The organism is Pseudomonas sp. NPDC090755 (genome assembly GCF_044769005.1).
GTDB lineage: Bacteria > Pseudomonadota > Gammaproteobacteria > Pseudomonadales > Pseudomonadaceae > Aquipseudomonas.
In genome coordinates, this window is the sequence record NZ_JBIVXC010000001.1 from 727,147 (window position 1) to 741,810 (window position 14,664).

Consider the following 14,664-nt stretch of genomic DNA (forward strand, 5'->3'; position numbering starts at 1 on the left):
GCAGTGTAAATCAGGGGTGTAGCGCAGGGCTATTCAGATAAGGCCCCAATGCCTGTAGGAGCGGCGGTACGACGACTCGACTTTTTCCGCGATGCGATGTGACGGAAGAATCGCCGTCACGGGACAAGCGCCTGCAGCAATGCCTGTGTGCTGTCGAAGCTGCGCGTGACAGCTGCAAGCGCCGGACGTTTCAGGATCAACACGGGAATGCCTCGCTCCCGAGCGACCTGCAGTTTCGGCTCGGTTGCCCCGCTGCCACTGTTCTTGCTGACCAGCACATCGATCTGCCGGCGCTCGAACAGTGCGCGTTCATCCTCCAGGTTGAATGGCCCCCGCGCCCCGATCACCTCGCAATGCTCGTTACCCGGGACAGTCTCCAGTGCCCGCAATGTCCAGAACTGTTGTGCCGGTATCTCTTGCAGATGCTGCAAAGGCTCACGACCCAGGGTGAACAAAGGCCGCTGGAAGGGTGCCAATGCCCGCGTCAGCTCCGTCCAGTCCGCCACTTCACGCCAGTCGTCCCCTGGTTGCGGCGCCCACGCCGGGCGCCTCAACGCCCAGCAGCCAATGCCCGTCATACGCGCCGCAGTGGCAGCGTTGTGGCTGATCTGTGCGGCATAGGGATGGGTGGCATCGATCAACAGGCCGATGCCTTCGGCACGGATAAACGCGGCCAGCCCTTCAGCACCGCCGTAACCGCCGACGCGAACCTGACAGTCGAGGTCGGTCGGTACCCGGCCAATGCCGGCCAGGCTGTAGATGTGCTCAGGGCCCAGGGTGCGGGCAATGGCCAGCGCCTCGGTGACCCCGCCCAGCAACAGAATGCGCTTCATGCAAAGGCCCCCGCATGGCCGACAATGCCGCCTTGGCGGTCGATGGCAAACACTTCCACCTGCACCTGCGCCGGGACCACGCTGCGAGCGAAGGCCTGGGCGTGGGCGCAGACCGCATCGCCCAGGGCGATGCCCGCCGCAGTCGCCAGGGCCAGGGCCTGCTGGCTGGTGTTGGCCGCGCGGATCGCCGCTTGCAGGTCGCTGTCGGCACCGATGGCTGCCGCCCACTCGGCCAGCTGTGGCAGGTCGATGCTGGAGTGGCGGCTGTGCAGGTCCATGTGCCCGGCGGCGAGCTTGCTGATCTTGCCGAAGCCTCCGCACAGGCTGAGTTTTTCCACAGGCACCTTGCGCAGGTGCTTGAGCACCGCGCCGACGAAGTCGCCCATCTCGATCAGGGCGATCTCCGGCAGGTTGTAGACCCGGCGCATGGTGTCTTCGCTGGCGTTTCCGGTGCAGGCGGCGATGTGCTGATAGCCGTTGGTGCTGGCCACGTCGATGCCCTGGTGGATCGAGGCGATGTAGGCCGAACAGGAGAAGGGCCGGACGATGCCGCTGGTGCCGAGAATCGACAGACCGCCAAGAATGCCCAGGCGCGGGTTCATGGTTTTCAGCGCCAACTGTTCGCCGTCCTGCACGTTCACCGTGACTTCGAAGCCACCCGCATAGGTGCATTCATCGGCCAGGTGCTGCAGGTGTTCGCTCATCATCTGTCGCGGCACCGGGTTGATCGCAGGCTCGCCCACGGCCAGCACCAGTCCGGGCCGGGTCACGGTGCCCACGCCCTGGCCGGCCCTGAAGCGCACACCGGGTTCGGCCTGTAAACGCACGCGACTGTAGAGCAGGGCGCCGTGGGTGACATCCGGGTCATCACCGGCATCCTTGAGGGTACCGGCTTCGGCACCGTCTTCATGCAGGCGGCAGAACTCCAGGCGCATCTGCACCTGCTTGCCCTTGGGCAGGGTGATCTGCACGGCATCGCTGTACACGCCGGTCAGCAACAGGCGCGCGGCCGCAAGGCTGGTGGCGGTGGCACAGCTGCCGGTGGTCAGGCCGCTGCGCAGGGGGGCGGGTTGTTCCCGGGTTTCGTCACGCATCGGTGGGCTTGATCGCTTCGAGCAGGGTGATCGGCAAGGCCTGGCGCCAAGTGTCGAATTCGCCCAGGGGCTGGGCCTGGGCGATGTGGATGCGGGTCAGTTCGCCGCCATGTTGCTCGCGCCAGTTGACCAGGGTCAGTTCGCTTTGCAGGGTCACGGCGTTGGCCACCAGGCGGCCACCCGGGCGCAGTTGCTGCCAGCAGTGCTGCAGAACGCCTTCCCGGGTGACGCCACCGCCGATGAAGATCGCATCCGGACGCTCCAGGCCCTCCAGCGCTTGTGGGGCGCGGCCGCGAATCAACTGCAGGCCGGGCACGCCGAGCGCATCCCGGTTGTGTTCGATCAACTGCTGGCGGCCTTCATCGGATTCGATCGCCAGCGCCCGGCAGCTTGGGTGCGCGCGCATCCACTCGATGCCGATCGAGCCACTGCCGGCGCCGACATCCCAGAGCAGTTCGCCCGGCTGCGGCGCCAGGCGGGCGAGGGTGATGGCGCGGACATCGCGCTTGGTCAGTTGCCCATCGTGGCGAAAGGCGGTGTCAGGCAAGCCTGCCAACGGTGACAGGCGCGGTGCATCGAGTGCCGCCTGGCATTCGATGGCTACCAGGTTGAGGTCCGCCGTCTGGCCATGGGGCCAATCTTCAGCCGTGCCGCGCAGACAGCGTTCGTCTGCGCCCCCCAGGTGCTCGAAGACCTGCAGGCGGCTGGGGCCCAAGCCTCGTTCGCGCAGCAGGGCGGCAATGGCCGCCGGGCTGCTGCCATCGTTGCTCAGCACCAGCAGGCGAATGCCGCTGTACAGGTGGGCATTGAGGGCGGCCAACGGACGGGCCACCACCGACAACGTCGTCACCTCCTGCAGCGGCCAGCCGAGCCGGGCGGCCGCCAGCGAGCAGGAAGACGGCATTGGCAGCACGGTCATCTCGTCGGCGTCGAGCTGCCTGGCCAGGCTGGCGCCGACCCCGAAGAACATCGGATCGCCGCTGGCCAGGACGCAGACCGGTTCACCCCGCAGTGCCAGCAGTGGCGCCAGGGAAAAGGGGCTGGGCCATAACAGGCGCTCTGCGCCAATGCAGCGCGGCAGCAGATCCAGTTGGCGCTGACCGCCAAACACCCGTGAAGCCCCCAGCAGTGCACGCCGGGCATTCTTGCCCAGGCCACTGAAACCGTCTTCACCGATACCTACTACTGTCAGCCAGGGCGACATGCAAATTCCTCAATTCCCGCCAATCCGACCGGCAGGCTTTTCATGCCTTCGGACAAAGCAGGCATAATACCGCGCCTTCTACACTGAAGTGCCTTTTCACGATTGTCGGGTGACCTTTTGAACGCGCCTTCCTCGGCCCGCCAGCCCCATGTTTCGCTTCGTCCCTCGGCTTGTCCGGGGTTGTTGCGTATCGTCCAGGCGCTGGATGGCGGCATCTGCCGGATCAAACTGGCCGGCGGGTCACTCTCCGCCGACCAGGCTGATGCGATTGCCACGGCGACTGAATGTTTCGCTGGCGGCGCCATCGAAGCCACCAATCGCGGCAATCTGCAGATTCGTGGCATCAGGGGCGATCATAGCGCCTTGATCGAGCAGTTGCTGGCGGCCGGCCTGGGGCCACGGGAAGCGGCCGGTGACGATGTGCGTAACCTGATGCTCAGTCCGAGCGCCGGGCTTGATCCGCAGATGCTGTTCGACGCCCGGCCGCTGGCCGCGCAGGTGCTGAAGACACTGGAAACCACACCGCGTTTTCATCAGTTGTCGGCCAAGTTCGCCGTGCAGCTGGACGCCGGTGAAGCGCTGGCCATGCTTGAGCATCCCCACGACCTCTGGCTCTGTGCCTTGATGCTCGATGACGAGCCGTGGCTGGCGTTTGGTCTGGCAGGTTGCCCGGCAACGGATTCACCCCTTGGCGCCGTGCCCCTGGCGCAAGGGCACGCGCTGGTGGTTGCCGTGCTCGATCGCTTTCTTGCCCTGGCCAGGCCCGAGCAGGCACGCATGCGTCAGTTGCTTGAAAACTGTTTGCCTGAGGCCTTCGTCAATGACCTGGACCTGCCGATCCGGCGCGATCCGCTGATCCTGCAATGGCGTCGCCCGGTTCAGCCCTGTACTCACCTGGGGCCTTATCCTCAGCGAGAAACCGGGCTCAGTGCCGTCGGCGCCGCGCCACCCCTGGGACGACTGACTCCGTCCATGCTGCGTGGCGTGGCGCAGTTGAGCCGTACGCTGGGCGATGGCAGCCTGCGGATGACACCCTGGCAAAGTCTGCTGCTGCCCAATATTGCCCAGTCGCAGGTGGCGACTGTCACTGCCGGCCTGGCCCGACTCGGCTTGCTGTGCTCGGCTGCCGAGCCACTGGTACGCCTGGTGGCCTGCACCGGTTCGGCGGGCTGCGCCAAGGGCCTGGCCGATACCAAGGGTGACGCCGTGCACCTGGCGGCCCTGCTCACCCCGGGTGCGCCAGCCAGCGTGCACCTGAGCGGCTGTATACGTTCCTGCGCCATGGCCCACGCCGCCCCGGCAACCCTGCTGGCCCGTGCCCCGGGCCGCTATGACTTGTACCTGCGCGACGCGCGCCAGAAGGGCTTCGGTGCCCTGCGCGCGAGCGACCTCACATTGGAAGAAGCCGGCACACTGCTCGATGCCCGCTCACGGAGCCCCCTTGATGATTGATTACATCCGCGATGGTCAGGAGATCTATCGCAATTCCTTCGCGATCATTCGCGAGGAAGCGCGGCTCGACCGGATTCCTGCCGACCTGGAAAAACTCGCGGTACGGGTGATCCATGCCTGTGGCATGGTCGATGCCATCGATGGCCTGCAGTTCTCGCCGGGCGCCGGTACGGCCGGGCGCGAGGCCCTGGCCAAGGGCGCACCGATTCTGTGCGATGCGCGGATGGTGGCCGAGGGCATCACCCGCGCCCGCTTGCCGGCGGACAACCCGGTGATCTGTACCCTGCGCGACGAGCAGGTGCCAGCGCTCGCCCGTGAACTGGGCAACACCCGCTCGGCGGTGGCATTGGAGTTGTGGCGTCCTTATCTGGAAGGCAGTGTCGTGGTCATCGGCAATGCCCCGACCGCACTGTTCTACCTGCTGGAAATGATCGATGCCGGCGCACCGAAGCCGGCACTGATCCTGGGCTTCCCGGTGGGCTTCGTCGGCGCCGCCGAATCCAAGGCCATGCTCGCCGCCGACAGCCGCGGCGTGCCGTTCGTGATCATGCAGGGACGCCTGGGCGGTAGCGCCATGGCCGCCGCTGCGGTCAATGCCCTGGCCACGGAGGTCGAATGATGCAGGCTCGTGGACGTTTGCTTGGCCTGGGCGTCGGCCCTGGCGATCCTGAACTGATCACGGTCAAGGCGCTGCGCCTGTTGCGCGAGTCGCCGGTGGTTGCCTACTTCGTGGCCAAGGGCAAGCGCGGCAACGCCTTCGGCATCATCGAAGGCCATCTGCAGGAGGCGCAAACCTTGCTGCCGCTGGTGTATCCGGTGACCACCGAAGCCTTGCCGGCACCGCTGTCGTATGAACAGGTGATCAGCGACTTCTACGACGAAGCCAGCCTGGAAGTCGCCGCGCACCTGGATGCTGGACGTGACGTGGCGGTGATCTGCGAAGGCGATCCGTTCTTCTATGGCTCCTACATGTACCTGCATGATCGCCTTGCCGAGCGCTACGAAGCCCAGGTGATTCCGGGCGTGTGCTCGATGCTGGGCGGCGCCTCGGTGCTGGGTGCGCCGCTGGTGTACCGCAACCAGAGCCTGTCGGTGCTCTCCGGCGTGCTGCCCCATGAAGAGCTCAAACGTCGCCTGGCCGACGCCGATGCGGCGGTGATCATGAAGCTGGGACGCAACTTCCCCAAGGTACGCGACGTGCTGGCCGAACTCGGTCTGGCCGAGCGCGCGCTGTATGTGGAGCGGGCAACCATGGCCAACCAGAAGATCGTAGCCCTCGATGACGTCGATCCACAGTCCTCGCCGTACTTCTCGCTGATCATCGTTCCGGGTGAAAGGTGGCAAGGCTGATGACGCGCAAAGCTCCGGCCATCGTCATTCTCGGAACAGGCAGCCTGGCCACTGCCCGCAAGATTCAGCAGCTCTACCCGGGTGCCCTGGTCCATGGCCTTGAAGGCCGGGTCGAGGGTGTCGACTGCAGCTACCAGGAATTCGGCGCCACCCTGCGCCAGCTTTATCAACAGGACACGCCGATCATTGCCCTGTGCGCGGCCGGCATTGTCATTCGCACCCTGGCCAGCCTGCTGCTGGAAAAGGGTGTCGAGCCGCCGGTACTGGCGGTGGCCGAGGATGGCAGTGCGGTAGTGCCCTTGCTCGGCGGCCTGGGCGGGGTGAACGTCATGGCCCGGGAGATCGCTGCCGGGCTGGGTGTCGTGCCCGCGATCACCACCAGTGGTGAGCTGCGCTTCGGTACTTGCCTGCTCAATCCGCCCAGTGGCTATGCCCTGGCCGACCTGGAGCTGGGCAAGCGCTTTGTCTCTGACCTGCTGGCCGGTGAGCCGGTGCGCATCGACGGCGAGGCGCCCTGGTTGGCCGATGCGCAACTGCCGCAGAGTGAACAGGCGCAACTGGCCATTCATGTCGGCTGCCAGGCGCGGGATGTCTCGGCCAACGAACTGGTGATCTACCCGCGCTGCGTCGTGGTCGCGATCACTGCCGTTGCGCCGGAACTGGCCGCGACGGTGCATGAAGCATTGCGCACGGCAGGGCTCGCCGAGCCAGCACTGGCTTGCCTGGTGGCCAGCGATGCGCTGATGGCGGAACCTGCACTTCATGCCGCCGCAGCCGAGCTGGGCGTTCCAGTGCGCTTTGCGCCGGGCGCTGAAAACGCCAGCGCACTGGCGGCGCAGGTGTTGCAGCAGTTGTCGTCTGTGCACGCCGTTACCGATGAACTGGCGATTGCGCTCGCCCATCGACCTGTCGATCCTTCGCTGATCGGTCGCGCCCGTGGGCGCCTGGCCGTGATCGGCCTGGGGCCCGGGGCTGCCGAATTCATGGTCCCGGCCGTGAAAGCCGAGCTGGCCCGGGCCAATGACATCCTCGGCTACGAAACCTACGTGCGCATGGCCGGCCCGTTCCGTGCCGACCAGGTCATGCACTGCACCGATAACCGCGAAGAAATGCAACGCGCCCGTCACGCCTTCGAGCTGGCGGCACAAGGACGTTCGGTGGTGGTGGTGTCGTCGGGCGATCCGGGCGTGTTCGCCATGGCGGCGGCGGTGCTTGAAGCCCTGCACGAGTCGACAGATCCGCACTGGCATGCGGTCGAGCTTGAAATGCTGCCTGGGGTCTCGGCATCCCTGGCAACCGCTGCCCAGGCCGGCGCGCCACTGGGTCACGACTTCTGTGTGCTGTCGCTCTCGGACAACCTCAAGCCCTGGTCGATCATCGAGAAACGCCTGGACCTGGCCTGCCAGGCCGACCTGGCGCTGGCTTTCTACAACCCGATCTCGCGCTCACGTCCCTGGCAACTGGGGCGGGCACTGGAGATCGTCCGCCAGCACCGCAACGAGAACACCCCGGTAGTACTCGGGCGTGACATCGGTCGACCGGGGCAGACCTTGCGGGCCGTCACCCTGGGTCAATTGCTGCCGGAGATGGTCGACATGCGCACCATGGTATTGGTCGGTTCGTCGCAGACCTGCGGCTTCCCGCGGGCCGATGGCGGGCAGTGGATCTATACGCCGCGCTGGTACCCGGCCACGGAGTGAGCCTGGCAGGGAAAGCCTTCGATCCTGATCCAGGCGCCTGCCTCGAATAGTGTGAAGCCCCCGGTCGCTGATGACCGGGGTTTCATGAAAAGGACTATTCGAGATGAGCGAAACCACCGAGATACTGAGTACCAATAGCGCTGCGGTCATTGAGCAATCGTTGATGGCGTTCGGTGCGGGCATGACCGAGCAAAGCCGCAGGGATGTGAAGAACGCCTACCAGTTCGCTTCGCTGGTCGCCAGCAAGCTTTACGACGAAGAAGGCCAGGGCGAAGCCTGGTTCAGGCAGTTCCTCAAGGTGATGCAGGACTGTGGCTGGGTCACTGCCCGCCACACCTATGAGCGTGAACACACCTCGTCACAAACCCTGACGGTCGGCGCCATCGCTGCCAAGGCCCTGGGGGGCGTCGGTACCGCTGTGATGGGGGGGGCGATCGGCACGGCCTTGAACAAGCTGACAAACGATGCCCTGTCGAAGCTGGTGCAGGTTGAGCAGGCCCAGAAGCTGTTCGACCGCAACGCCAAGGACAAGAAGACTACCAATATCGGTCTGGCTTCCTGCATTGAAACCTCCAGCGGTGAAGTGGTCCTGGCGATGAGCTGTGTACAAAGCGACACCTCGACCCATGGCCTGGATCTGGCTGTTCTGGAGTGGAAAAGCAACGCTGAGCAGCTCTATACCGGGGCTGCGGTGCTGTCGTTCAACAAGTCGCTGTATGAACGGCTCCGCGCCACCATCGAGAACAAACTCGGCGACCGTGCCATCGCCAACGTCCTGGATTACGACATCTGATCGCTTGGGACGGACCGCATGCGGGCCGTCCCGAACATTCAGCAACTCTGGATGAGGGGGAATCATGAAAACGGATGACTATTGGCTGTGGATGAGCGGTGGCACCTTGTTGCTCGTCGCTGCACAGGTACCGCTTGCGCAGCGCCAGGCGGTACTCGATTCGCTCCTGTATGCACAACTGGTGGCCAACAAGGCACAGGGCTCACGCTTCGCACATTATTCGCCATGGTACAGCCGTTACCGACGAGGGTTGTCCGAGCGTGGCTGGATCATCGCCCAGCTGTTTCACGAGCGCCAAGGCACCGACGCGGCCTCTATGCTGGCGCCGATTCAGCCCTTGAGTCTGTGGCTACAGACGCGCAATGAGACTGCCGCTAGCCTGATCGAGCGTGGTCTGAATACCCTGGTGGGCAATGACGACGGTCTGCAGAACCTGCACCGGTACATGTTCGAGGGGCACGAGAGCGGCACCCGGATAGCGCTGGAGATCGGGCTGGTTCATCCGGGGCCGGTGATCACCCTGTGCAGTGTCGGGTTGCAGACCACCGAGCCACTTGCACAGGTTGGTATTGAGCGGCCATTACCCGCCTGGACATTTCAGGGCGAGGTGGCGGTCAACGGGCTGTCGGCGAAACTGGACAACGAGCTGTTCGAGCCGCGGCGTGAAGAGCTGCGGGTGTTGATCGAGCGTAAACAGCAAGAGCAGTGCTACCTGCTGGAGCTGGGAGCCATATCGGGAGCTGAACATGGATAACCATCGGGCCGCCGTGGTCGGCACGGGTCTCATGTCGTTCATACCCGGCATCAGCGTCGCGCAGCGCACGTCGGTACAGCTGGCGTTGCTGCAGGCCGGACAGGAAACACGTTTTGTCCATGAGCAGGGGCAGGTTGCGGACTGGTATGGGTACTTCAAGAACAAGCTGAAGTTCTACGGCTGGGATGCGCTGTCGCCCGGCGAAGTCCAGTGGCCAGCTAGCGAGTGTCCGCAAATCGTTGATAACGCACTGCGCTCGATCGCGGCCACGGCGGGTGTTCGCTATGCCGCTTCCACGGAACTGGCCATGCATGGGCTCAATACCAATGCCAGTGGATTGCTGCACTTTGAGAAGCGAGTGCAGCAGCAGGGGGTCTTTCAGCTGCTGCCTTGTGAGCCGGGCAAAAACGGTAGCGTAGACATGGTGCTATACCACGAAGAAGTGGATCAGGCGCAAGTCAGCGCTGGCTTCCTGTTTCGTGAACGCAGGCACCAGCGGGTGAGGGCCGAGCTGGTGCGTTTCAATACGCAGCTGTTCGATCGGCAGTTTCGCGACAAGGTCGAACGCAGCCTGCAGGCCATTGCCCTGAAGGAAATCGTCGAGCTGCAGCTCTAGGGCGCCAGGTAACCCTTGATCCCGGTGAAGATGATCTGCGCCGCCAGCGCACAGACGAACAACCCCATCAAGCGACTGACGATCTGCAGGCCCTGATCGCCGAGAATGCGTTCAATGGTGTTGGAAAGGTACAGCACCAGGCCGACCGTGAAGCTGGCCATGGCAATGCTGGTGATGGCCAAGAGCTTGTCATCCCAGTGCGGTTGGCCGATGCCCATGACCAGCAGGGCACCGATGGTGCCCGGCCCGACGGTCAGGGGAATGGTCAGCGGGACGATGGTCACGTCCTGCTGGACATTGTCGGTTTGCACCGCCGACTTGCCCTGGGCCATGCCCAGGGCGGAAATGAACAGCACGCTACCGGCACCGATACGGAAGGCATCGACCGTGATGCCGAAGACGCCGAAGATGGCCCGTCCGAACAGATACAGCAACACACTGGCGATCAGCGCCGCAATGGCCACGCGCCAGGCCAGTTGCTTGCGTTCCTTGCTGGAGTAGCCACGGGTCAGGCCGATGAAACAGGAGAGCACGAAGAACGGGCTATAGAGCACGAGCATTTTCAGGTAGACGCTGAACAACTCATGGAGCATGGCCGAGGCTCGCGACGGAAAGGGAGTGAGGCAAGTGTATCAGGCGTGCGGCCCTTTACAGGGTCGGTATCTCGGAGGATTCCGCTTCGCGGCGGGCGACCCAGTGTTCGATCAGTTCACGCAGTTGTGACAGCTCGACCGGCTTGGCCATGTGCCCGTCCATGCCGGCCAGGCGTGCGCGTTCCTTGTGCTCGGCCAGGATATGTGCGGTCAGGGCCACCACGGGCGTACGCTTGCGCTGGTTGCTGACTTCCCAGATACGCAACTGCTGGGTGGCGGAGAATCCATCGAGCACTGGCATTTCGCAGTCCATCAGCACCAGGTCGTAGTGCTTGGCTTTCATCGCTTGCAGGGCTTCTTCGCCGTTGCAGGCGGTATCCGGCTCCAGGCTGAGTTTGCCCAGCATGCCGCGGATGACCTTGGTCGAGATGCTGTTGTCTTCAGCCACCAGAATGCGGAAGTCGGCAGGCAGGTTCAGCGGCGTGGCCAGGCTGACCGGCGCCGGAATGACCGGCTGGCCCTTGCTGCGCAGCGCCAGTTCTTCGGCCATGGTGGTCTTGAGGGTGTAGCCGGCGACCGGTTTGGCAAGGATGCGCTTGACCCCGGCATTGCGGGCGATGACCTTGCTCGGTGCATTGCTGATACCCGTGAGCATGATCAGCAGAATGTCGTGGTTCAGGCTCGGGTCTTCCTTGATCTTGGCCGCCAGTTGCATACCGGTCATGCCGGGCATGTTCTGGTCGAGCAGGACCGCATCGAAATAGTCACGCAGGTGCGCCTTGGTGCGCAGCAGGGCCAGAGCCTCCTTGCCCGACGGCACGGCGCTGACGTTCATGCCCCAGGCGCTGCACTGCTGTACCAGGACCTTGCGGCAAGTATCGTTGTCGTCCACCACCAGCACCCGGGCACCGCGCAACGGGCCGTCGAGATCGGCGAGCGGCTGTTCCAGGCGCTGGGGGTCGAGCGGTAGGGTCATCCACAGGGTGTTGCCCATGCCGTGGCTGGTCTTGATGCCGAACTCACCCTGCATGAGGTTGATCAATTGCTTGGCGATTACCAGGCCCAGTTGCCCGCCCAGTTTGTTGCTGGAGAGAAAATGCCTGCTGTGCAGTTCGGCCTGCAGCAGGGCTTCGCGCTCACCCGGGGCGATGGCTTCGCCACTGTCCTGCACGGCAATGCGCAGGCGTGGCGCGCTACCGCGCTGGTCGACGGCCACCACCAGGAGGATTTCCCCTTGCTCGGTTTTCTTCAGGGCGTTGTCCAGCAGGCTCAGCAGCGCTTGGCGCAGGCGCGTCGGGTCACCGCTGATGACCCGCGGCACCTGCGGCTGGGTGAAGCTGATGAGCTCGATGTTCTGCTGTTCGGCCTTGGCGCGGAAAATACTCAGGCAGTCTTCGATCAGCGCGTTGAGGTCGAACTGCACGTCGTCCAGTTCGATCTGCCCGGACTCGAGCTTGGAGATGTCGAGAATCTCGTTGATCAGGGTCAGCAGTTCGTTGCCGGCGCTGTGGATGGTCTGCACGTAGTCGCGCTGCTTGACCGACAACGGGGTGCCGAGCAGCAATTCGGTCATGCCCAGCACACCGTTCATCGGGGTGCGGATCTCATGGCTGATCTTGGCCAGGAACTCAGCCTTGGCGTTGATCTCGGCATTGCTTGCCGCCAGTTCGCGGCTGGCGCTGAAGCGCTCCTCGCTGATGCGGCGCAGGCGCTCGCTGACCGAGAGGTTGAGCAGCAGGCCACTGAAACTGGCCATGCCCAGGAGAATGAACAACAGCCACTGGATCGGTGTGCGGGTCAGCCCGAGCAGGGCCGGCAGCACCACCAGGCAGCCGATGTTGAACGCCAGCATGGCCAGGCTGAACAGCCGCGCCGGCGCATAGCCCCTGAACCAGTGGTAGCTGGAGATCAGCAGCATGGTCAGGCTGCCGAGGGCGAACAGCGCATAGGTCATCAGGTTGAGCGGCAAGGTGTTGACGAACAGCAGCACCAGGCCGCACAGCCCGACCAGGACCATCTCCACCTGCAGCAGGCGGTTCAGTCGTGGCTGGTTGCAGGGGCTGAAGAAGCGCAGGGTGAAGGTCAGGCCGGCCAGCGATGCGAGCAAGCCGACCAGGTAGGCGGCAGGCGTTTGTGCCGTGTGCCAGACGCTCCACCAAGGGCCGCTGAGGTTGAGCAGGATCAGCGCGCTGAGCAACATCAGGCCATGATAGGCCGCCAGCGCCAGGCTGGTGGTGGAGCGCGAATAGGCAAAACGGATGAGGTTGTGCAGCATCAACATCAGCAGGCAGCCGAACAGCAGGCCGAACAACAGCGACTGACGCTGGTCGGCGGCGACCGAGGTGGCGGCCTCCAGGCTGATGGCCGGGCGCAACTGGTGTTCGGAGACCAGTCGCAGGTAGATGTCGAGGCTGTGCGGGCTGTTGGGCAGGGCCAACAGGTGGTCGCTGCTGCGCACCGTGGCCTCGGTTTCGGCAGAGGGGCGACCGTTGTGCATCTGCTTGACCAGTCGATCGCCATCAAGGGCGTACAGATCAAGCCGGGAAAGGTCCGGGGCGAACACCCGCAGCAGTTGTTCGTGCTGCCCGGGTTCGAGACGGTAGTGCAGCCATAACGCCTGGTCCGGCGATGCGGCATTGAGCTGGTTCAGCTGGATAGGGCTGAATTGACTGCGGTAGCGTTCGGAGCGTACGTCGCTGAGCTGCAGGTTGGCTTGCTCGTCGAGCAATACCGCCCATCCACTGCCTTGGTCGGCCGTAGCCGGGAACAGACAGAGCAGGGTCAGCAGGCTGACGGTGAGGCCAATGGCGATCCTGAGCCAACGCACGACGAGATCCCTTCTTAGCAAAATGCCGGATGACAACTATGCGCGGCGCGCCAAGTCGAAGGCAAGGCCCTTGACGGGCCCTGGCGACGAGCCGGAAGCAGGACGCACGGGGCGTCGCTGCAACCAGGCGCTGTTTTACTGCTGATGCTCACCACGTTCGCGGGCAATGGCACGGTAGCCGATGTCCTTGCGGTAGAAACTGCCGTCCCACTTGATCTCGGCGGCCAGGCGATAGGCCTGCTGCTGGGCCGACTCGACGCTGTCGCCCAGCGCGGTGGCGCAGAGCACGCGACCACCGGTGGCCACGACCTGACCGTCCTTGAGCGCGGTACCGGCATGGAAGACTTTACCTTCCAGCTTGGCCGCAGCATCCAGGCCGTGGATGGCCGCGCCCTTGCTGTAGTCGCCAGGGTAGCCGCCGGCTGCCAGCACCACGCCCAGGCTCGGACGCGGGTCCCACTGTGCTTCGACCTTGTCCAGGGCCTTGGCGAAGGCCGCCTCGATCAGCAGCACCAGGCTCGACTCCAGGCGCAGCATGACCGGCTGGGTTTCCGGGTCGCCGAAGCGGCAGTTGAACTCGATGACCTTCGGGTTGCCGGCCTTGTCGATCATCAGACCGGCATACAGGAAACCGGTGTAGACGTTGCCTTCCTCGGCCATGCCGCGCACGGTCGGCCAGATCACCTGGTCCATGACTCGCTGATGCACATCGGCGGTGACCACAGGAGCAGGGGAGTAGGCACCCATGCCGCCGGTGTTCGGGCCGGTATCGCCGTCGCCGACGCGCTTGTGGTCCTGGCTGGTGGCCATTGGCAGCACGTTCTGGCCGTCGACCATGACGATGAAGCTGGCTTCCTCGCCGTCGAGGAATTCCTCGATCACTACGCGCGAACCGGCATCCCCGAAGGCGTTGCCGGCGAGCATGTCGCGTACGGCGTCTTCAGCTTCGCCCAGGGTCATGGCGACGATCACGCCTTTACCGGCGGCCAGGCCATCGGCCTTGATCACGATCGGAGCACCTTTTTCACGCAGGTAGGCCAGGGCCGGCTCGATTTCGGTGAAGTTCTGGTAGTCGGCGGTCGGGATCTTGTGCCGGGCCAGGAAGTCCTTGGTGAAGGCCTTGGAGCCTTCCAGCTGGGCTGCACCCTTGGTCGGACCGAAGCAGTCCAGGCCACGGCTGCGGAACAGGTCGACCACACCGGCCACCAGCGGGCCTTCGGGGCCGACGATGGTCAGGGCGACGTTCTTCTCGGCGAAGTCGGCCAACTGCTCCAGGGCGGTGACGTCGATATTGACGTTCTCGCACTTGGCTTCGATGGCGGTGCCGGCGTTGCCCGGGGCAACGAAGACCTTCTCGACGCGTGGGTCCTGGGCGACTTTCCAGGCCAGGGCGTGTTCACGACCGCCGCTGCCGATAATCAAAACATTCATGTCAAAACCTCGATGAC

The 14,664-nt window shown here is 64.4% G+C and carries 13 protein-coding genes; 7 read left to right on the top strand and 6 right to left on the bottom strand.

Translation table 11 applies throughout. From position 1 onward, the window contains the following. Positions 1–116: 116 nt before the first annotated feature. Genes ACIQUS_RS03340 through cbiE form a run of 3 tightly spaced genes read right to left on the bottom strand, consistent with a single transcriptional unit; the run spans position 117 to position 3,131 of the window. Positions 117–833, bottom strand: coding sequence for a cobalt-precorrin-6A reductase (locus ACIQUS_RS03340; protein WP_403042821.1), 717 nt, complete (start codon positions 831–833; stop codon positions 117–119). Beyond that, positions 830–1,927 carry a cobalt-precorrin-5B (C(1))-methyltransferase gene (locus tag ACIQUS_RS03345; RefSeq protein WP_403042823.1) on the bottom strand — a complete coding sequence of 366 codons (1,098 nt, stop codon included), beginning with the start codon at positions 1,925–1,927 and terminating at the stop codon, positions 830–832. Before ACIQUS_RS03345 ends, ACIQUS_RS03340 begins: the two co-directional genes overlap by 4 nt. Further along, positions 1,920–3,131, bottom strand: a complete 1,212-nt coding sequence (gene cbiE, locus ACIQUS_RS03350; RefSeq protein ID WP_403042826.1) for a precorrin-6y C5,15-methyltransferase (decarboxylating) subunit CbiE — start codon at positions 3,129–3,131, stop codon at positions 1,920–1,922. Before cbiE ends, ACIQUS_RS03345 begins: the two co-directional genes overlap by 8 nt. Positions 3,132–3,248: 117 nt before the next feature. On the opposite strand from cbiE, the gene cobG reads away from it, so the two are divergent. The 7 genes from cobG to ACIQUS_RS03385 all read left to right on the top strand — a co-directional run bounded on the left by cobG (position 3,249) and on the right by ACIQUS_RS03385 (position 9,796). Continuing rightward, positions 3,249–4,583: a precorrin-3B synthase gene (gene cobG, locus ACIQUS_RS03355; protein ID WP_403042828.1), complete on the top strand. Its 1,335-nt coding sequence runs from the start codon at positions 3,249–3,251 to the stop codon at positions 4,581–4,583. Next, positions 4,576–5,202, top strand: a complete 627-nt coding sequence (locus ACIQUS_RS03360; protein WP_285863560.1) for a precorrin-8X methylmutase — start codon at positions 4,576–4,578, stop codon at positions 5,200–5,202. The genes cobG and ACIQUS_RS03360 overlap by 8 nt, the downstream gene beginning before the upstream one ends. Further along, complete coding sequence (locus ACIQUS_RS03365; RefSeq protein ID WP_403043050.1) at positions 5,202–5,933, top strand: precorrin-2 C(20)-methyltransferase; 732 nt, start codon at positions 5,202–5,204, stop codon at positions 5,931–5,933. Before ACIQUS_RS03360 ends, ACIQUS_RS03365 begins: the two co-directional genes overlap by 1 nt. After that, positions 5,933–7,633, top strand: coding sequence for a precorrin-3B C(17)-methyltransferase (gene cobJ / locus ACIQUS_RS03370; RefSeq protein WP_403042832.1), 1,701 nt, complete (start codon positions 5,933–5,935; stop codon positions 7,631–7,633). The genes ACIQUS_RS03365 and cobJ overlap by 1 nt, the downstream gene beginning before the upstream one ends. 103 nt (positions 7,634–7,736) lie before the next feature. Further along, positions 7,737–8,426, top strand: a complete 690-nt coding sequence (locus tag ACIQUS_RS03375; RefSeq protein ID WP_403042835.1) for a hypothetical protein — start codon at positions 7,737–7,739, stop codon at positions 8,424–8,426. Positions 8,427–8,490: 64 nt separating this feature from the next. Continuing rightward, positions 8,491–9,180, top strand: coding sequence for a hypothetical protein (locus ACIQUS_RS03380; RefSeq protein WP_403042837.1), 690 nt, complete (start codon positions 8,491–8,493; stop codon positions 9,178–9,180). After that, entirely contained in the window at positions 9,173–9,796 is a 624-nt protein-coding gene (locus ACIQUS_RS03385) for a hypothetical protein (protein ID WP_403042839.1), read from the top strand. Before ACIQUS_RS03380 ends, ACIQUS_RS03385 begins: the two co-directional genes overlap by 8 nt. Here ACIQUS_RS03385 and ACIQUS_RS03390 read toward each other — a convergent pair. The 3 genes from ACIQUS_RS03390 to purD all read right to left on the bottom strand — a co-directional run bounded on the left by ACIQUS_RS03390 (position 9,793) and on the right by purD (position 14,647). Then, complete coding sequence (locus ACIQUS_RS03390; protein WP_403042841.1) at positions 9,793–10,389, bottom strand: MarC family protein; 597 nt, start codon at positions 10,387–10,389, stop codon at positions 9,793–9,795. The genes ACIQUS_RS03385 and ACIQUS_RS03390 overlap by 4 nt on opposite strands. A gap of 55 nt (positions 10,390–10,444) precedes the next feature. Continuing rightward, the gene (locus tag ACIQUS_RS03395) at positions 10,445–13,216 is read right to left on the bottom strand and encodes a response regulator (protein WP_403042844.1); all 2,772 of its coding nucleotides are present in this window, start codon (positions 13,214–13,216) and stop codon (positions 10,445–10,447) included. Positions 13,217–13,351: 135 nt separating this feature from the next. Beyond that, a complete protein-coding gene (purD, locus tag ACIQUS_RS03400) occupies positions 13,352–14,647 on the bottom strand; it encodes a phosphoribosylamine--glycine ligase (RefSeq protein WP_403042847.1) in 1,296 nt (431 codons plus the stop codon). Between the last annotated feature and the right edge of the window lie 17 nt (positions 14,648–14,664).